This window comes from Halomonas llamarensis, assembly GCF_023555005.1.
GTDB lineage: Bacteria > Pseudomonadota > Gammaproteobacteria > Pseudomonadales > Halomonadaceae > Vreelandella > Vreelandella llamarensis.
Genome location: NZ_JAMJPJ010000003.1, coordinates 163,958 through 182,052, shown reverse-complemented (window position 1 = coordinate 182,052; position 18,095 = coordinate 163,958). Strand labels below are relative to the sequence as shown.

The window sequence follows — 18,095 nt, the reverse complement described above, 5'->3', positions numbered from 1 at the left end:
CTTTGCCCGTTTAAAATCGTATCGCGCCATAGCGACGCGCTACGATAAACTGAAGCGAAACTACGAAAGCATGGTGGCTTTGGCGTGCGGTTTTTTATGGCTCCCAATGTGAAACGTCAACAGGCCCAAGCAATAAATAGCAGAAGAAGCACTCCCCCTTCAGCACGGCTGATGCGCCTTGACCGTCCTCTCCAAGAAAAGGCAAACACAACCATAAGGGTGGTCATCACGATCATTACCACCCAATCGCGTGATAAAACCTCACTACCTGTTTGAATGGGCGTAATCACGCCGGCCAGCCCCACCACTCCCAGCGTATTAAATAAATTAGAACCAACTACATTGCCCAGCACCATATCGTGCTCGTTACGCCTTAACGCACTAATAGACGAGGCCAACTCAGGTAGTGAAGTCCCTATAGCCACCACCGTAAGACCAATAATAAGCTCACTGACACCGTAAGCCGTCGCGATTTCAACCGCACCCCACACAAGAAACCAGGAGTTTGCCACCAAAAGCGCAAGACCTATCAGTGATGAATGTGAAAAGCACCAACAACAAGATGATCGCCTCCCAGCGCGCCACAAAACCATCCCATAATATCAGTCCAGTGAGGAGAGTAACGGCCAGGAGCACAGGCATCTCTCTACGAATAACGCTTGAGTGAACAGCAAGCGGTGCCAATAACGCCACAAACCCCAACACTAAGCCAATATTAGCGATATTGGAGCCATAGGCGTTCCCTACCGCTAACCCTGGGCTTCCTTGCCATGCAGCCAGAACTGACACCATCATCTCGGGTGCAGAAGTCCCGAAGCCAATCACCAGCATCCCGATAAGAAGCGGCGACAACCCCAGCCAGTGCGATGTTGCGGCCGCCCCTTCGATAAATTTTTCAGCACTCCAAATAAGTAAAATCCCCCCCCCAACGACAGAAAGTATTGGCAGCAACATGTTATTTCCTTAAATGGCAGGACCAGGCACAACTGCGCGAACATCGTTGTGCAAGCAAGCAGACAGACAGGTCAAGCATTTCATGCTATTTGTACTAAGGCTTGACTCGTGTCGTAAGGTCGGCATATTAGCATCATACATGGCGAAACTTTATGAGGCGCTCATTGCGTGACCCCCACTCCTCCAATTTGCGCTCACCCCAAAAGCACACGGGGCTTTTTCGCGTCATCCCTTATCGGCTGGCCAAACCGCGTTTACTGACACCGCCTATATCGGGCGTTGATCACGCCCCGCCAGAGGTTCGTACTCAGCGTAGGCGGCTGAGGACCTGCCACGAGTGCGACTGGGTCAGCGCATTACCGCCGCTTAAATCCGATGAAAAGGCCACTTGCCCACGTTGTGGCTATACGCTTGTGAGACGTCATCGCTACCCAGCACAACGCAGCATGGCACTGGCGATGTCGGCCCTGGTCGCGCTACTGGTCGCTATCTCATTTCCTTTTGTCAGTTTTAGTGTCAGCGGGGTTGGCAACCGTATTGAGCTTACGCAAACAGCCACCACCTTGATTGCCTTTGATCAGCCGCTGGTTGCCATTGCCGTTATCATGACCATTGTGGTGCTACCTGCCGTTTATTTGATGGGGATAACCTGGCTTCAGTTTGGGCTTCTGCGTGACCGCCCTTTGCCGTTCAGCCGCGACATCGCACGCTCTTTATCTCACTTAGCGCCTTGGCTAATGGCAGACGTCTTTATTATTGGCGCACTGGTCAGCTTAATAAAAATTGCCGGCATGGCACAGATAGAGCTAGGCGCTTCTTTTTGGGGCTTCTGCGCTTTTGCCGTATTGCTACTCGCCACCACTCAGTCGCTTGATGCCGACTGGATGTGGTTTTCACTCGATAAGGGCGAACCGCGAGCCCCGGAAGGTACACGCACGGCTGTCACTGCTTCGGCGCAAGGTTTAGCGGGCTGCCACACTTGCGGCCTAATCAACCGCCTCGATCCAACGGCAAAAAAGACGCGCTGTTTACGCTGCCACGAGCCACTTCACAACCGATTACCCCATAGCTTACAGCGCACATGGGCACTGATTATCGCCGCGACGGTCATGTATATTCCTGCTAACCTTTACCCCATAATGAATACTACAAGCCTAGGAAACACCTCTACCTCTACGATCATTGGCGGCGTGGTTGAGCTTGCCCAGATGGGTTCCTGGCCAATTGCAGCGGTTATTTTTATTGCCAGCGTGATTGTTCCCGTGGGGAAACTGGTCGCACTTACGTGGCTTTGCCTCGTAGTTAGACGCAGTAATGAAATAAATGCCCACAAACGCACAGTGCTATATCGCGTCACCGAATTCATCGGGCGCTGGTCGATGGTCGACGTTTTTGTCGTCGCCATCCTAGTTGCATTAATACGCGCGGGCTCTCTCATGTCGATAACACCGGGTTCCGCAGCGCTCGCCTTTGGCGCCGTTGTCGTATTTACCATGCTGGCCGCCATGACCTTTGACCCGCGCCTCATCTGGGACACACCACCCCCGCGTTACTCAGGAAATGTTGATGACTAACGAGAACTCAACACAACACCCCACGGATGAAAAAGACCTGCACCGCGCCAAGCCTTCGCCACAGGCACGACTGTCTCCCATTTGGATAATCCCGCTCGTTGCCATCATTATCGGCATGTGGTTGGTGTATGACAATTACTCTAGTCGCGGAACGCTAATCACACTGACCACGGAAAACGCAGAAGGCATCGAAGCCGGAAAAACACTCATCCGCAGCCGCAGCGTCGAGGTTGGCCGGGTAGAGAGTGTTCAGCTTTCCGACGATCTCTCTCACGCTGTTATTGCCGCTCGTATTAACCCAAATGCCGAGTCGATGCTCAATGAAGAGAGCCGTTTCTGGGTCGTTAAGCCACGCATCGGCCGTGAAGGGATCAGTGGCCTTGGCACTGTCCTTTCAGGTGCCTATATACAGCTGGAGCCTGGCAATGCTGAGCAACCAAAACGTGAGTTTCGTGTTAGTGGCACGCCTCCCGTTGCACCCTCAGGTGATGCTGGATTGAAGCTTAACCTTGTAAGTCAATTAGGCAATTCGCTCAATGTGAACGACCCTGTTTCCTACCAAGGGTATACCGTAGGGCGTGTTGAAGAAGCTAATTTCAACGCTGAAGCACGCACCATGCATCACCAAGTCTACATAGAAGAGCCTTACGCCAATTTAGTCACAGACAGCACGCGCTTTTGGGTCGCTAGTGGTATCGATTTTCAACTGGATGCCAATGGCCTTCGCGTCAACCTTGAATCACTTGAGGCGCTATTTGGTGGCGGGGCGACTTTTGGTGTGCCGGAAGACCTACCCATGGGTCAGCCTGTTGATGCCAATACCCGTTTCAATCTCTATGCCGATGAAAAAAGCGCCCGGGAAGGAACCTTTAACCGTTACCTTGAATATGTGCTGCTTGTTGACGAGTCTGTTCGCGGTCTGAGCAAAAGCGCATCCGTCGAATTTCGCGGTGTCCGTGTTGGCACCGTTGCCGCCGTCCCTTGGAATTTCACTGCACCACAGTCTGACTCGCGTGCGCGTTTTGCTATTCCTGTACTGATTCGTATTGAACCGCAGCGACTTGGTATCGAAAGTGCTGACATTGATTTAAATGAGTGGGACGAACGCTTTAAGCGCATGTTCAGCATAGGACTTCGCGCCTCGCTGAAAAGTGGCAATTTGCTTACGGGCGCTCTATTTGTCGACCTAAACTTCCAGCGTGACAATAATGAAGAGTATCAGGCCGAAACCTTCGCCGGGCACACCGTCTTCCCAACGGTGGCAGGCGATTTTGCTCAAATTCAGTCACAGATCATCGCCCTGCTTGATAAAGTTAACGAGCTTGAGGTGGAACCCCTGCTAACAGGCCTAAACCGAAACTTGGCAGCGTCGGAAGCAGTGCTGAAGGAGGTAAACACACTATCTCAATCCCTTAATCAGCTACTCAACGACCCTGAAACGCAAGCCGTCGGTGGCAATATCAATACGACGCTTGAAGCGTTACGCACGACACTAGAGGGCATGTCCCCAAGCTCGCCGGCCTATCAAGAGCTTATCTCTACGGCTGATCGGATAGACCGCCTGCTCCGCGACTTACAACCGCTGACGCGAACACTAAACGAAAATCCGCGCGCGCTTTTATTTGATAACGTCGAGACACAAGATCCCATTCCCCGCTCACCGCGTGATTAAGGCGTATGTTTCCGAAAGGGCAAAAGAGACAATGATATATAAGGGAAAAAAAACAACCCAATGGGCACAATGCGCACGACCAGCATTACTGGCATTACTTCTCGGCCTATTGCTGGGCGCTTGTGCGAGCAGCGTTTCACCGCCTACGCGCTATGTACTCCCCAGCGTCAATCAGCACCATGTGCCCAAATCTACCAAGGCGGAGCTAAATATTAATTCAGTGCGTTTAGCACATTACCTCGATGTTGACGGCATTATCATGCAACTCGACGATATCGAAATGCGCGAAGCGCGCGAACATCAGTGGGCAGAGGGATTAAACCGCCAATTAGCGCGCAACTTACGTGATGATCTCGCTGCCGCATTAAAAGAGGTTCAGGTGGTAAATAGCAACGCGGGAAGCGATAACGCCTTCATGCTACGGTTAGATGTCGATGAGTTTCATGGTCGTTACGATGGCTACGCGGTTGCTAGCGGCCAGTGGCAACTGCGCGACGCGCAAAATAAGCTATTACACGTCGAGCGCTTTCAAACCCGCACAGCGTTAAAAGACGATGGCTACCCGGCACTCGTTCGTGCGCTTAGCCAAAGTTGGAAAAATGTTGCCGCCGATATTGCCTCCACCTTGACCCAAAAAGGCTATTTGCCTCAGTAGGCTCGCTTTAAGCGATATATTGGCCCTGTAGGATTCATGCCTGCAGGGTTTTCGACATGTTATGATGATAGACAGTCGAATATTTGTTCTTCCCTTTATAGATGCTGAGAATTCAGCTTCACTATTTCAAAAGCGTGGCACCTTTAGCTGCGCGGAGACACTATGCACGCTTCTTCCGTTGTTACTTTTTCTGACCTATCCCTATCAGAAGACCTTTTAAAAGCCGTTAAAGCCAAGGGCTATACACACCCCAGCCCGATCCAAGTTCAAGCCATTCCCGTTATCCTGGGAGGTCGCGATTTACTCGCCAGTGCCCAAACCGGCACCGGCAAAACCGCGGGCTTTACCCTGCCGCTTCTGCAGCGTCTAAGCCAATCGACCAAGAGCCAAAAATATCACATCCGGGCGTTAGTCCTGACCCCGACGCGCGAACTCGCCGCGCAGGTAGCCGAAAGCGTGCGGGATTATGGTCGCTACTTACCACTGAAGTCGCTCGTAATTTTCGGCGGTGTTGGGCAACAACCCCAAGTTGACGCATTAAAACATGGTGTTGATGTACTAATAGCCACGCCTGGGCGGCTACTTGACCTACATCAGCAGGGGCATGTCGATCTCTCACAAATTGAAACCCTGATATTGGATGAAGCTGATCGCATGCTCGACATGGGCTTTATCCATGACATTAAGCGATTGCTGCGTTTGTTACCAAAACAGCGCCAGAACTTACTTTTTTCGGCGACGTTCTCCAATGAAATTCAGACACTGGCAAAGCAGCTCCTAAACGACCCTGCGTTTATCGAAGTCGCTCCACGCAATACTACCGCTGAAAAAATTGAACAATCGGTATATCGCGTTGACCGCGAAAAAAAGCGTGAATTACTTGCCCATCTCATCGAAAAGCATCGCTGGTTTCAAGTGCTGGTCTTCACCCGCACAAAGCACGGGGCTAATCGCTTAGCGGAACAGCTCTCCAAGCAGTCTATTCCGGCGATGGCTATCCATGGCAATAAAAGCCAAGGCGCGCGAACCCGGGCACTTGAGTCCTTTAAAAGTGGTGACTTACAAGTTCTCGTCGCCACTGATATTGCCGCGCGTGGCCTGGATATCGACGATCTACCCCATGTGGTAAATTTTGATTTACCCAACGTCGCCGAAGATTACGTACACCGCATTGGGCGTACAGGCCGCGCAGGGCGTCAGGGTGAGGCTGTATCGCTTGTCTGTGTTGACGAAAATAGCCTACTCAAAAACATTGAGAAGCTGATTAAACAGCCTCTCACGCGGCATACCGAGCCTGGTTTTGAACCCGACCCCAATGCGACACCACAGCCAATTGAAAACGGCCGCCGGCAGCAGCGCACCCCGCGTAAAGGCAAACCAACCAGTAATCAACAGGCTAGGCGCTCACGCCACTAACCCTTGCGGCTAGCTCATGTATAAGGAATATGCGATGGTATCGCACATGTTTTTATCAACCATAACTAAATCACCACAGTGGAGTGACTAATGGCGTCGTCTCAACTTATGGCGGACTATCGCCGCTGGCTCACTTTTCAACGTCAAGAGCAGCTTAGCCGCGAACATCAGGGTATTGATCAACGTATTGAACAAGCACGGGCTAGCGCAACACAAGTAGCGCAGGGTTACCGTAGCATGGCAGAAAAAGCCGCCACGGAGGGCGCTTGCTATCGAACGCTATTTCTTCGCAGCCACGACAACGAAGACGCGCTGGTGTGCGAAGGCTGGCTATTTATTCGCCGTATGTTAAGTGAAAGCAATCAAACGCGCGTGCGGGCTACCCTTTTGGAAACGTTTACGCTCGAAGACGGCATCATGCAACCCGGTGATAAACCCGCGCGAAAAGTGACATTAGAGATTTACGATCGCTTGCAAATGGAAAAGGGAATGCGCACCACACCAAGGGTTGACTGCATTGATGCGTCTGAAGGCTATCACTTCCTCACGCTATTAGACGCTGTGCGCGGCGACTTACGACCGCACTTAAAATAATCACCGCCTATGTTCTCGCGACGTTCGTTCATATTTTTACTGCTTATGGTGGCGGTAGGGCTTAACTTACGCCCGGCAATGTCTTCGGTTGCCCCATTACTTACTCGCCTACAGGAAACAGCGGGCCTCTCGCCCGCAGCCGCTGGGATGCTTACCACCCTGCCTGTGCTATTTCTTGGCTTAACGGCGCCGCTTGCACCGTTACTTGCCATCCGTTTAGGCAGCGAGCGCGCCCTAAGTGCCGCGCTTCTCCTATTAGCCACCGGGCTAATTCTGCGCGGGTTGCCATTACCCGGCGCCCTATTTATCGGTTCAGCCCTTGCGGGAAGTGCGATTGGTTTAGGTGGCACGTTATTACCGGCATTGGTGAAACGCGAGCTACCGGACAGTGCCGACCTAGTTACCGGACTTTACACCATGGCGCTCTGCTTGGGGGGGGCCCTTGGTGCAGGGCTAAGTGTGCCGCTGACGAACCTATTGGGGGGCTGGCAAGCAAGTTTAATGAGCTGGTCACTGTTGGCCATCGTCGCATTACTTCTTTGGCATTTCAGCATGCCAAACCGCCCCCAAACAGCCATCATGCAGCCACAAGCCAGCGGCTTACTGAAACTCTTAGATCAACCGCTTACTTGGTATGTCATGCTATTTATGGGGCTGCAGTCCTCTATGGCGTATGTGGTGTTTGGCTGGCTGCCCTCGCTTTTGGTTGGTCGCGGTTATAGCGAAGCCGCCGCAGGCTGGACAATGGCGATTTCTATTATGTTTCAACTAGTGTCGGCACTCACCGCGCCTTGGCTCGCTCGGCTAGGACGAGATCAGCGACCAGCGCTTTTATTCGTTCAATGCCTCACCGCATCGGGGCTTTGGCTATTATTAATGGCGCCTATGACATGGAAGTGGCCAGGCGCTATTCTATTAGGGTTGGGCCAAGGGGGAAGTTTCAGCCTCGCCTTAAGTTTGCTGGTGTTGCGTACGGCCAATTCACGCCTTGCCGGACAACTTTCAGGTTTGGTACAAGGCGGAGGCTACACGCTTGCCTCTATGGGTCCCTTTCTCGTGGGATTACAGCTTCAAGCGGGAGCCACAACCTCGAAAATCACTTGGATGCTAATCACCATCCTGGCACTGTGCAGTGTGTTTGCCCTCTTTGCTGGCCGTAATCGTCGGCTGGATCATTTAGATGGCGAGCTGATTGTGCATCGTTACTAGCCTCGCCCAGTCGTTCCAAACGGGAATTTTACCATGAGCACATCCTCTCCTTTAGCCGCGTGCGCTCCGTCTGAAGAGCGCATATTGATTATCTATACTGGCGGCACAATCGGCATGGAAGTCTCCCCCAATGGCCTAGTTCCTAGTGGCCATTTCGATAAGCGCCTCGACCAAGCGCTGACACAGCTACCCTTGCCTGAGCGCCAACACCTTCCAGCGTTTGATCTTATCAGCTACTCGACCCCCATTGACTCAAGCGCTGCTACGCCCACTACTTGGCAACGCATTGCGACTGATATTGATGCCCGCTTAAGCGATTATCGAGGCTTTGTCGTACTCCACGGCACCGACACTTTAAGCTGGACTGCGGCAAGCCTTGCCTATCAACTACAAGGGCTAGATAGGCCCGTTGTGGTCACTGGCGCCATGCAGCCGCTAGAAGTCGCCAATAGCGATGCGCTCGAAAATATCCAAGGGGCGTTACACTTTGCTGGTCAATCAGCGCTGCGAGAAGTCGCCGTCTATTTCGCAGGTCAACTCCTGCGGGGTACGCGGGCTGTAAAACAACACACCGAAGCGGCAAATGCTTTCACAAGCCCCAATTACCCCCCGCTGGGTGAGCGTGTCGCAGAGGATTTCGTCTATTACCCAAGCCGTGCCCTTTCCTACCAACAGCGCGGCGCGCCACGTTTTGAACTGCCTGACTACGCCCCACTTGATCAGGGCGAAGTGATTAGAATAACGCTCTGGCCCGGTATGGCCGCTTGGCAACTTGCAGCGTGGTTAAATGATGCCCGAGTGCGAGGCGCACTACTAGAGCTATGGGGAGCGGGTAATATCGCCAACGACCCCGATTTTGTGGCGGCTCTTGCTGCGGCAACAGGAGAAGGCAAACTCATTGCGGCCATCAGCCAAGCCCCACAAGGTAGTGTCCACCTTGGCGCCTACGCCGCCGGCCACGATTTACGAGAAGCAGGCGTGTTATCGGGAGATGGCATGACGCCTGAAGCAGCTTACACCAAGCTTATCCATTTGCTTGCACAACCTCTTACTGAGGCCGAGCGTCGTCAACAATTCGTGACGTCACTGGTTGGCGAGCGATAGTATATTTCATCGTGACCCAGTATCAGGTCATAGTGGCATAAGCGCGCATACGCGCTATGGTGAGAGTAGCGACGAATTACATGTTATCGACTGCATCGAAAGGAGAGTATAGATGGATAAACCGGTTCACCACTTTAGCGAACTGTTTGAACAACTCGGGCTAGCCAACGACGCAGCTTCAATTGAGCGCTTTATCGAACGTCACTCACCGCTGTCTGCAGAAATGCCTCTTGCTGAAGCACCGTGTTGGAATGAAGGCCAAGCAGAATTGCTGCGCGAAGCCGTAGGTGAAGACGCCGACTGGGCCGAGGTCGTTGACCATTTAGACGTCTCAATGCACAAAAGCAACTAAGTGTTCAATCGAAATAGAATCCGTTAAGTGATTGGGTTACATGCCATCGCTTAGCGCTCATTTTCTATGTCAAGTCTCGCTTGTACGCGCTCCAAAATTTGTCGACTTACCTTCCCCACCAATGGGTTCACGGCTTTATTCACCGCTTTTTCGACGAACCGATTACGGATCTCGTACGTTAAGGAGAGCGAGACTTCCGTGCCACCAGGTACTGGGTGCAACTGATACCGCCCCTGATTTTTCACGCCATTGAGCGATTTCCACGCCAGTACCTCCGGTGCCTTTTTTTCCGTGACCTCCACGTCAAAGGTCCAGTCCATGCCGACCGCCCGCACATACCAGCGATAACGGTCGTTGCCTAGCGATTCGATCCGCTGAACCAGGTCGGAATAATCAGCAAAATCCTCCACATGACTCAACAAAGAAAAAACGCTGGCAGGCGTGGCAGAAAGGATTTCACTGTGCTGAATCGTGGCCATAGAATCATCTCGCGTTGGTGGAGGCTCAGCCTAGCACTTTTTGCCCTAGCGACTCCATGGAGTCGCTAGCATAGACACCCATCACGCTGTCACGTTAAATCACGCATCAATAAGGCAAATTCGATGCGCTCAGGTGAAATTGCCTCGCCAGGCACAGGAATACGCACCACATGGCCAGAGCCAGGCGCCGCACCAACGGACTCGCCGCGCTTATTTTGGATATGCGCCAGCACAAAGCGGCGATTACCGCCCGGCAGCATCAGCTCCACCCCATCACCGACTTCAAAACGATTTTTCACGTCGATTTCTAGCTCGCCGCGAGCAGGATCATAGCTGATCACCTCGCCGACAAACTGTTGATGCACACCAATTGAGTTGCCTTGCTGGTAATTCTGGTATTCGTCGTGAACGTGGCGGCGATAAAACCCTTCGGTATAGCCGCGGTTGGCGAGATTATCGAGCTCATCCATTAAGCGCATATCGAAAGGTCGGCCCGCCACGGCGTCGTCAATGGCGCGACGGTAGACCTGCGCAGTGCGTGCCACATAGTAATGTGATTTAGTGCGACCCTCAATTTTTAGAGATGTCACCCCCATACGGGTCAACGCCGGCACGTGTTGAACTGCGCGCAAGTCTTTGGAGTTCATGATATAGGTGCCGTGCTCATCTTCAAAGACCGGCATGAGATCACCGGGGCGTGTGCGATCTTCAATTAGCGCAGAAAGCTCGTCCTGGCCTTCAATACCACCGGCGGTGGCGGTTGATTCCGCGACACTTCCAATGCCTGCGGCAATCAACCCGCCTTCACCGGGTGTCCACATGCCGCTTGCCGAATGAGCGCGCGCCGAGTTAGCCGGCACAATATCGCCGGTTTCATCCTGCGAAGCCGCCACGGTGTTGTACTTCCAACGGCAAGCGTTGGTGCACGTACCCTGATTGGGATCGCGGTGATTAAAATAGCCCGAGAGCAGACAACGGCCTGAATACGCAATGCACAGCGCCCCGTGAACAAAAGTTTCAATTTCCATATCCGGGCACTGCGCACGGATTTCCGCAATCTCCGCAAGCGACAGCTCGCGCGATAAAATAATGCGGCTGATACCTTGCTGCTGCCAGAATTTGACCGCCGCCCAGTTGACTACGTTAGACTGCACTGAAAGATGAATCACCTGATCTGGCCAGCGCTCACGAATCATCATGATCAAACCGGGGTCGGACATGATCAACGCGTCAGGACCTGCTTCAATCACCGGTTCCATATCGCGCAGATAAGTTTTCAACTTGCTATTATGCGGCGCAATATTGGAGGCGACATAAAATTGCTTACCACGCTCGTGGGCGTACGTAATGCCTTTATGCAAGTTATCGATTTTAAAGTCGTTATTACGCACCCGCAGCGAGTAGCGTGGTTGCCCCGCGTAAACCGCATCCGCCCCATAGGCAAACGCATAACGCATATTTTTAAAGGTGCCAGCGGGTGAGAGTAATTCAGGCGCTTTCATCTACTATGTCCACTCATAAGGTGGAGCGCATAGTACCAAGCTGCCCGTTCACTGACTAGGCAGCCATACCTGGTCAGAGATAGACGAGTTACGTACACTAGCTGCCTTCCGGACCGGACCCCGGAAAGCTTCTCGGCGCAGGAAATCTCATCGCGCTTGTGAGAAGAGATAAATTCTCCGACCAAGAGACGTTTTATATGCCCTACCCTTCAGAAAATACCACCGTGGTAATCTATTCCGGTGGCATGGATTCTTTCACCGTTCTCCATCGCGCCCTGCGCGAAGGGCTTAATATTCACGCGTTATCGTTTGATTATGGCCAACGCCACCGGCGAGAACTCGACGTAGCAACACAGGTTTGCCAAGCGCTCGCTATTCCTCACCAGGTGGTCGATATTCGCGCCATCCATGGCTTAATAGATAATTCAGCGCTAACTAACCTCGAGCGCAGCGTGCCCGATAGCCACTACGACAGCGAAAGTTTAGCCGCCACAGTTGTGCCCAACCGCAATATGGTGCTGCTCTCGCTGGCCATTGCCAAGGCCGTAAATATTGGCGCAACTCGGGTGGATTATGGCGCCCACGCTAGCGATCACGCGTTATATCCGGATTGCCGTCCAGAATTTGTCGATGCGATGAACCACGCTGCAGGCATTGCCAACTTCACCCCAGTAACGCTTCACGCGCCCTACCTTCACGCCAATAAGGCCGATATTCTGAAAGACGGCCTCGCCATGGGGCTCGATTATACTCACACCTGGACCTGCTACGAAGGCAAGGCGTTAGCGTGCGGGATGTGCGGCAGTTGTCGTGAGCGCTTAGCTGCCTTTGCGCAAAACGGCGTGTATGACCCCCTCCCTTATGCCCAAGAGGCAGCTCATGTATCACGTTAAAGAGGCTTTTTACACATTGCAGGGCGAAGGTGCGCAAGCAGGTCGCGCCAGCGTTTTTTGTCGATTTAGCGGCTGCAACCTATGGTCAGGGCGTGAAAAAGATCGTTCAAGCGCACAGTGTCAATTTTGTGATACCGACTTTATCGGCACCGATGGCCTCAATGGTGGTCGCTTTCACGACGCGATTACGCTCGCGATATACCTTCAAGCACTCTGGCCTAACACCACGCAAGGCACGCCTTATATTGTTTTCACCGGGGGAGAGCCGCTTCTACAACTTGATAAAGCCTTAATTGACGCACTACACGAGAAAGGTTTCGATATTGCAGTAGAAACGAACGGTACACTACCGGCACCCGAAGGCATTGATTGGCTGTGTGTCAGCCCCAAAGGTCGCAATCCCCTTGTCATCACCCAAGGGCAAGAGCTTAAGCTTGTGTACCCACAAGACACCGCAGCACCAGAGGAATTCGCTGACCTTGCGTTTACACACTTCTTTTTGCAGCCCATGGACAGCTCTTTTCTCGCGGATTCCGCTACGGTAGAAAAAGCGGTCTCACAGACCACGGAATACTGCCTAAGTCACCCACAATGGCGGCTTTCCATGCAAATACATAAAATCGCGGGCTTTGCATAATGGCGCTCTTTGTTCACAACTTGACTAACGTCGATGTATCTATCTGGGACCCTAATCACGGCTTAACAGGCATGAGCTGGCAGATTGATGTCCATTTAGAAGGGAAGCTTGGCGACGATGGCATGCTGCTCGACTTTGGTGCGGTAAAACCCTGGATCAAAGCAGTACTCGACAGCGGACCCGATCACACGCTTTTGATTCCCACCCAGGCACCTAATACCCGTATTTCCTCTTGCCAAGAGGGACTCTGCTTTCACGCAGAAACACCCTATCCGGCTGAAATCAAAGGGCCAGAAGAAGCATTCACCTTGATACCTGCCACCCATATTGATGCCGCTGTATTTGCGGCGTACGGCAGTCGATTGCTCAGTCAAGCATACCCTGACAACGTTGATCACGTCGGCATCAAAGTGCATCAAGAAGCTATTGACGAAGCGGCTTACGGCTATAGCCATGGACTCAAACGCCATTCAGGCAACTGTCAACGTATTGCGCACGGCCATCGCTCGCACTTAGCAGTTTACCAACAAGGGCAACGACAGCCGACACTTGAAGCTCACTGGGCCGAGTGGTTAAACCACCGCTATTTGGTTGAAGAGGCGGATATTACACACCAAAGTGCCAACACATTAACGTGCCGCTATACGGCGTTGCAGGGCAACTTCGAGCTTACTCTTCCGATGAACCGGTGCGCGGTACTAGGGTCTCCTACCACGGTTGAAAATATTGCTCGGTGGTTAGCCAGTCAAATTGCCCGTTACACGGGCCAAAAGACTGAAGTGGTAGCTTATGAGGGGATCAATAAAGGCGCGACGGCCGACGCTGCACCATGAGCACTTTGATTCAAACCGACCAAGCCAACTCAAATGAGGGGTGCCGTCCTGGTTGCGGCGCCTGCTGCATAGCGCCCTCCATCAGCACTCCTATTCCGAAAATGCCTAACGGAAAGCCTGCTGGAGTACGCTGTGTGCAACTCGACGAGCATAATTTTTGCCGCCTGTTCGGCGAGCCCACACGCCCGGCGGTGTGTGCACTTTTTCGCTTTGATTCAGCGCTATGCGGCGAGAAACGTGAAGACGCTCTCGCCGCTTTAAGCCAATTGGAAGACGCAACAGGCTAAGCCAGCCGCGCTAGGGCAGCTAATCGCTCGCTAGACTTTCGGGTGCCAAGCGACGGCCAAGCAGGCTGACCCATCGCACCAACACCGGTGCGTCACTGTGGCTAACGTCATTGAGCAAGCACCGGAAGGTTTCCCGAGCTTTTTCATCATCCGGTGCTATATCCGTCAACCAAAACTCCAGAGCCGCTAACTCTTGATGGCGATTGCCGTGCTCTCGCGCCTGGGAAATCGCCAGGCTAGCGAGGGTTTTCACCTCTTGAGGTGCGTACCCCATCCGCTGGCGAACGCGAGCCAGATGAGTGGCCAACTCAGGCAAAAATAGCGTGGTACGTTCCTGCGCAATAACCAAGCACTGGTCTAGGTAATCCTCTGCGGCTTTAAGCTCACCTAATGCCACACACGCATCGGCGTACCACAGCACCGGGCGCTTGTAACGATCGCGTCCATTCAGCTCGGCCATTTGATCCAAGCTTTCTTCTAGCTTTTGCAAGCCGGTCCTATCGCCACCTAACGCTTGCTGCCAGCCCAAAATGGCTTGAGCGGCAATTTGCCAAAGTTGCAAATCCGGTGTGCCGGTCATCGCCGCGGCTCGCTCGGCGTGGCGCGTCGCCAAATGCACATGCCCAAGTTGGCGATAAAGCGCAGCCGCAAACAACAATGCCATGGCAAGCGTGCCGGGGTGGCCGATTTGCTCTGCTAACCGAATCGCCGCTGAGACTTGGCGTTCAGCACGCTGGTAATCACCGCGCAAACACAAAGCCCAGCCCTGAAAACACGCCGCGGTGACTTGTGGGTGATCTGAGAAGGGCAACCACTCAATCATCATCTGCGCGTTGAGGGGGTCAATTTCATCAAGGTGATCGTGCGCTTGCTGAATACGCCCTGCCCAATATTCGCAGTGGGCTCGCGCGTAATCCGCCAGGCGCTGATAGCGTGGGTCTTCCAACTTAGCGGCGATACCCGCCAATGTTGAAGCCAGCGCAAATGCGTCCGCATGCGCGTAACGCTGACTGCGTCCCACCCAGAGCCCCCATTTCACCAGAAAGATTTGTTCTAAATCTTCTGGCTCATCAGCACTTTCCTGGTCGGTGCTACGCAAAAGCTCACGCGCACGGACAAAACTTTCATGCGCGGTTGGTGAGCCGTGCCCTTCCAAGGCAAACGCCGCCTGGCCGCGCACGGTAAGTAAACTGACTTCGCGCTCGGTTTGATGGTCTACGTGACGCAAGCTGGCAATACCAAAATCGGCCATGCGCAACGCCGTACGGTTAGCGCTGACTTTTAACGCCTCGCGCGCGGCAAGCTCGAAGTAGCGTGCACCACGGGCGTAATGGCCACTTCGGCGCAGATGGGTAGCAAAATCGCCTGGATGGCGACTCATCCACATGGGAAAGCGCTCTTCAATCAAGCTAACCACTTGCTGATGAAGCTTGACGCGCACATCCCGTGGGCAAGAAAGATAAGCCGCTTCCTGGAGCAGCTGGTGGCTGAACTGGTATTCTAAGTGATCGCCCTCTTTTTCTACCGGTTCTACAATTTCAAGCTGGCGCATATGCTCCAACGCCTGCTGCAACGCCGGTGGCTCAACGCCGCTGCACTCAGCCAGAAAATCCAACCGGAAGCGTTTGCCCAATACCGCCGCCACGTGGGCAAGATGGCGATCTTGCTCTAGCTGATCAATGCGACTAGCGAGCAAGCCTAAAAGGCCTTTGGGCAAATCATCAAACTGTATAGTGCGCCCCTCGCGACGATCCATATCTAGACGCCGACAAATCTCCTGCATATAGAGCGGCACGCCGTCGCAGCGCTCAATAATTTGATTGCGCAACCGCGGGCTAAGATGAATACGGTAGCGGCGTGACAATTGCGACAGCAACCGCGAAGACTGTAGTGCATCCAAGCGTCCTAGCGTTATTTGCTGATCCCAGTGTAGTTTAACCGGCAGCCCCTCGCGCCCATGATGGCTTGCGACAAGCATAAAGGCGGTATTGATGGGCAAGCGTGCCTGCAGGCCAGAAAGCACTTTGAATGAAGGCTCGTCTAACCACTGCAAATCATCAAGCATTAATGCGAGGGTTCGCTCCGACGCTTGCTGCTCGATCAAACGATGCAGCAGGTTTACCACCAGCTCTACGGCTTCACCGTTTTGTGTCAGCTGAGTAATCTCCTGAACGTCACGCACCCCTAACGCTTCTTCCAATAAACGCTGACGGGCGTCGTCAAGCTCAGGCATACCCAGGCGGGCCTGTAGCTCTTTGACCAAGCCAATATCAGGCTCGACATCGAGATACCAACCGATCAACGTACGAGCAACACCATAAGGCTCTAATACCGATAACCGCGTGGCAGGCTGCCAGCAAATTGCGGCGTCGCGACTGAGCTCTAACTGACGAAACCCGACCATCAGTGCGGATTTCCCCATTCCGGAAGGCCCTCGCACTAACACGCTTTGGCGCAACCCAATGCCAGCCCGCGCCAGGGCATCTCGCAGTGTGCGTAGTGCTGTTTCGCGCCCGACCAAACTTGGTGGCATGGCATCGCGCCCACCCTCGTTTTTGCCTAGCGCTAAGGCGCGCAGCCGCACACGGCCATCACTGGCTAGCAAGCGCGACGTAAGGCGTGGCTGCAAATCAAGCGCGGGCGGCATATGCTGGCTCGCCTCTTGCGAGATCACCAGTTCACTGCCTTCCGCAGCGCTCATTAGCTCAAGCGAAACCTGCGTCACTTGCCCCAACGGGTCTGCTAACTGACGCTCGGGCAAGTAAACCACACGACCGCTGTGTAAGCCCGCTGCCAACTCAAAGTGTGGTGGCTCACCGTCTCCCATCCAGTGGCGTTCGCACTCTTGCGGCAGCGCATGGCGACAATGCTCGTAAAGCGCCACTAGCTCTGCCAGCTGGTGAGCGGGCCCATGTGTGCCAAAACATGCTAGGCCTAAGCCACCCGTGGCGCCGGGTAACCAAAACCCGCCCAAGTGATGGCACTGTTGCTCCAGCCAGCGCAGCAACTCAAGCTGCAAGGTCAAGCAGCTGCGGGTCGCCCCCCGGTCTTGCCAATCTCCTTGCAAACGCAAACGTATAGCCATAACAGAAAGCTGACGAAGTTCGATTTCATCCTCGCGCAGCGGCTTACTATCTGCCGCCAAGGTCCGCGAATAGGCCCCCTGCGGGCTGATCATCCGAGGGTCCTGGTGCCCATCTGACCAATAGTTGGCAAGCTGCAAAAAGCTGGGTTCCGGTTGCTGACCCGAGAGCGCCAACAGCTGCAAGTAACTATTATATTGCTCGTGAGCTGCGGCCATTTGATCTTGCTCAGCCAACTGTTTCACTAGCCGCTCATGGAAAGGACCATAACCGGAAAAACGGCTTACCAAGGTTTCTAGCATGATATCCGGCATATCGGTGTGTGCATCTAGCACCTGTTCGGCAAAACGAATAACACGCTGACGCCACTCGTTGCGTACTTGCACCAGCCAACGTTGAAATTCGGCACAGTTGGTTAGCTGCAACTCTTCGATCAAATCTCCTTGGTAGCAGGCCAGCACAGCGTCGAGCGTTTCCAGATCGCGCGGCCCTTCAAGCAAACGCTGCAACTCATGCAAATCCACCTGCCAATGTAGGGGCAAGTTAAAGGCAATCGTTTGGCGAGAAACGCTGATCACCTGATCTGCTTTATCCCCCAGCGACTGACGCAAGCAGTGCAACGCATGACGTAGGTTAGTACGCCCTGACGATAACCCTTGGTCCGGCCAGAGAAGCTCCGCGAGCGCGGCGCGATTTACCGGCTGACGGTGAAGTAGCAAATACACCAGTAACGCTTTCACCTTGTCATAGCTGAAGTGGGTCAGCACATCCTCACCCAGGCTTAGGGAAAAATGGCCAAAAAGAACCAGCTGATCAGACTCACTTACATCGCGCATGGGACACATCCTGCC

Annotated in this window: 15 protein-coding genes and 2 pseudogenes; 13 read left to right on the top strand and 4 right to left on the bottom strand. The window is 53.5% G+C overall.

All coding sequences use genetic code 11. The features are described from left to right. Positions 1-112: pseudogene (locus M8006_RS03925) on the top strand (IS5/IS1182 family transposase); the annotation flags it as partial. Between the two features lie 4 nt (positions 113-116). Here the strand turns inward: M8006_RS03925 and M8006_RS03920 are convergent. Next, positions 117-954, bottom strand: a pseudogene (locus M8006_RS03920) (sodium:calcium antiporter). Positions 955-1,106: 152 nt separating this feature from the next. Here M8006_RS03920 and M8006_RS03915 point away from each other — a divergent pair. The 8 genes from M8006_RS03915 to M8006_RS03880 all read left to right on the top strand — a co-directional run bounded on the left by M8006_RS03915 (position 1,107) and on the right by M8006_RS03880 (position 9,530). Beyond that, entirely contained in the window at positions 1,107-2,528 is a 1,422-nt protein-coding gene (locus tag M8006_RS03915; protein ID WP_250080152.1) for a paraquat-inducible protein A, read from the top strand. Then, positions 2,521-4,200, top strand: coding sequence for an intermembrane transport protein PqiB (gene pqiB, locus M8006_RS03910; protein WP_250080151.1), 1,680 nt, complete (start codon positions 2,521-2,523; stop codon positions 4,198-4,200). The genes M8006_RS03915 and pqiB overlap by 8 nt, the downstream gene beginning before the upstream one ends. A gap of 31 nt (positions 4,201-4,231) precedes the next feature. Then, positions 4,232-4,855 (top strand): PqiC family protein, encoded by a 624-nt coding sequence (locus tag M8006_RS03905; protein ID WP_250080150.1) that lies wholly within the window; start codon positions 4,232-4,234, stop codon positions 4,853-4,855. A 162-nt stretch (positions 4,856-5,017) separates the two neighbouring features. Continuing rightward, on the top strand, positions 5,018-6,271 hold the full coding sequence (locus M8006_RS03900; protein WP_250080149.1) for a DEAD/DEAH box helicase: 1,254 nt from the start codon (positions 5,018-5,020) through the stop codon (positions 6,269-6,271). A 90-nt stretch (positions 6,272-6,361) separates the two neighbouring features. Beyond that, on the top strand, positions 6,362-6,865 hold the full coding sequence (locus M8006_RS03895; protein ID WP_250080148.1) for a hypothetical protein: 504 nt from the start codon (positions 6,362-6,364) through the stop codon (positions 6,863-6,865). 9 nt (positions 6,866-6,874) lie between these two features. Next, a complete protein-coding gene (locus tag M8006_RS03890; protein WP_250080147.1) occupies positions 6,875-8,074 on the top strand; it encodes an MFS transporter in 1,200 nt (399 codons plus the stop codon). A 33-nt stretch (positions 8,075-8,107) separates the two neighbouring features. Next, on the top strand, positions 8,108-9,178 hold the full coding sequence (locus M8006_RS03885; protein ID WP_250080146.1) for an asparaginase: 1,071 nt from the start codon (positions 8,108-8,110) through the stop codon (positions 9,176-9,178). 112 nt (positions 9,179-9,290) lie between these two features. Further along, positions 9,291-9,530: a DUF2789 domain-containing protein gene (locus M8006_RS03880; protein WP_250080145.1), complete on the top strand. Its 240-nt coding sequence runs from the start codon at positions 9,291-9,293 to the stop codon at positions 9,528-9,530. Between the two features lie 50 nt (positions 9,531-9,580). Here the strand turns inward: M8006_RS03880 and M8006_RS03875 are convergent, their stop codons facing one another. Together M8006_RS03875 and trhP are read right to left on the bottom strand one after the other, a co-directional pair. Further along, positions 9,581-10,009 carry an SRPBCC family protein gene (locus M8006_RS03875; RefSeq protein WP_250080144.1) on the bottom strand — a complete coding sequence of 143 codons (429 nt, stop codon included), beginning with the start codon at positions 10,007-10,009 and terminating at the stop codon, positions 9,581-9,583. A gap of 89 nt (positions 10,010-10,098) precedes the next feature. Further along, positions 10,099-11,511: a prephenate-dependent tRNA uridine(34) hydroxylase TrhP gene (gene trhP / locus M8006_RS03870; RefSeq protein WP_250080143.1), complete on the bottom strand. Its 1,413-nt coding sequence runs from the start codon at positions 11,509-11,511 to the stop codon at positions 10,099-10,101. A gap of 197 nt (positions 11,512-11,708) precedes the next feature. On the opposite strand from trhP, the gene queC reads away from it, so the two are divergent. Genes queC through M8006_RS03850 form a run of 4 tightly spaced genes read left to right on the top strand, consistent with a single transcriptional unit; the run spans position 11,709 to position 14,161 of the window. Further along, positions 11,709-12,404, top strand: a complete 696-nt coding sequence (gene queC, locus M8006_RS03865) for a 7-cyano-7-deazaguanine synthase QueC (protein ID WP_250080142.1) — start codon at positions 11,709-11,711, stop codon at positions 12,402-12,404. After that, the gene (queE, locus tag M8006_RS03860; RefSeq protein ID WP_250080141.1) at positions 12,391-13,041 is read left to right on the top strand and encodes a 7-carboxy-7-deazaguanine synthase; all 651 of its coding nucleotides are present in this window, start codon (positions 12,391-12,393) and stop codon (positions 13,039-13,041) included. Before queC ends, queE begins: the two co-directional genes overlap by 14 nt. Beyond that, complete coding sequence (locus M8006_RS03855; RefSeq protein ID WP_250080140.1) at positions 13,041-13,874, top strand: 6-carboxytetrahydropterin synthase; 834 nt, start codon at positions 13,041-13,043, stop codon at positions 13,872-13,874. The genes queE and M8006_RS03855 overlap by 1 nt, the downstream gene beginning before the upstream one ends. Next, positions 13,871-14,161 (top strand): YkgJ family cysteine cluster protein, encoded by a 291-nt coding sequence (locus M8006_RS03850; protein WP_250080139.1) that lies wholly within the window; start codon positions 13,871-13,873, stop codon positions 14,159-14,161. Before M8006_RS03855 ends, M8006_RS03850 begins: the two co-directional genes overlap by 4 nt. Before the next feature lie 19 nt (positions 14,162-14,180). On the opposite strand, the gene M8006_RS03845 is transcribed toward M8006_RS03850, so the two are convergent. Next, positions 14,181-18,080, bottom strand: a complete 3,900-nt coding sequence (locus M8006_RS03845) for an ATP-binding protein (RefSeq protein WP_250080138.1) — start codon at positions 18,078-18,080, stop codon at positions 14,181-14,183. Positions 18,081-18,095: the final 15 nt, after the last annotated feature.

Excerpts from the sequence above, each read along its gene's own strand:
- M8006_RS03905 (WP_250080150.1), top strand. The coding sequence starts at position 4,232 with ATGATATATAAGGGAAAAAAAACAACCCAATGGGCACAATGCGCACGA.
- M8006_RS03875 (WP_250080144.1), bottom strand. The coding sequence starts at position 10,009 with ATGGCCACGATTCAGCACAGTGAAATCCTTTCTGCCACGCCTGCCAGC.
- M8006_RS03885 (WP_250080146.1), top strand. The coding sequence starts at position 8,108 with ATGAGCACATCCTCTCCTTTAGCCGCGTGCGCTCCGTCTGAAGAGCGC.
- M8006_RS03890 (WP_250080147.1), top strand. The coding sequence starts at position 6,875 with ATGTTCTCGCGACGTTCGTTCATATTTTTACTGCTTATGGTGGCGGTA.
- M8006_RS03850 (WP_250080139.1), top strand. The coding sequence starts at position 13,871 with ATGAGCACTTTGATTCAAACCGACCAAGCCAACTCAAATGAGGGGTGC.
- trhP (WP_250080143.1), bottom strand. The coding sequence starts at position 11,511 with ATGAAAGCGCCTGAATTACTCTCACCCGCTGGCACCTTTAAAAATATG.
- M8006_RS03845 (WP_250080138.1), bottom strand. The coding sequence starts at position 18,080 with ATGCGCGATGTAAGTGAGTCTGATCAGCTGGTTCTTTTTGGCCATTTT.
- M8006_RS03915 (WP_250080152.1), top strand. The coding sequence starts at position 1,107 with ATGAGGCGCTCATTGCGTGACCCCCACTCCTCCAATTTGCGCTCACCC.
- M8006_RS03900 (WP_250080149.1), top strand. The coding sequence starts at position 5,018 with ATGCACGCTTCTTCCGTTGTTACTTTTTCTGACCTATCCCTATCAGAA.
- M8006_RS03855 (WP_250080140.1), top strand. The coding sequence starts at position 13,041 with ATGGCGCTCTTTGTTCACAACTTGACTAACGTCGATGTATCTATCTGG.
- pqiB (WP_250080151.1), top strand. The coding sequence starts at position 2,521 with ATGACTAACGAGAACTCAACACAACACCCCACGGATGAAAAAGACCTG.
- M8006_RS03880 (WP_250080145.1), top strand. The coding sequence starts at position 9,291 with ATGGATAAACCGGTTCACCACTTTAGCGAACTGTTTGAACAACTCGGG.
- queC (WP_250080142.1), top strand. The coding sequence starts at position 11,709 with ATGCCCTACCCTTCAGAAAATACCACCGTGGTAATCTATTCCGGTGGC.
- M8006_RS03895 (WP_250080148.1), top strand. The coding sequence starts at position 6,362 with ATGGCGTCGTCTCAACTTATGGCGGACTATCGCCGCTGGCTCACTTTT.
- queE (WP_250080141.1), top strand. The coding sequence starts at position 12,391 with ATGTATCACGTTAAAGAGGCTTTTTACACATTGCAGGGCGAAGGTGCG.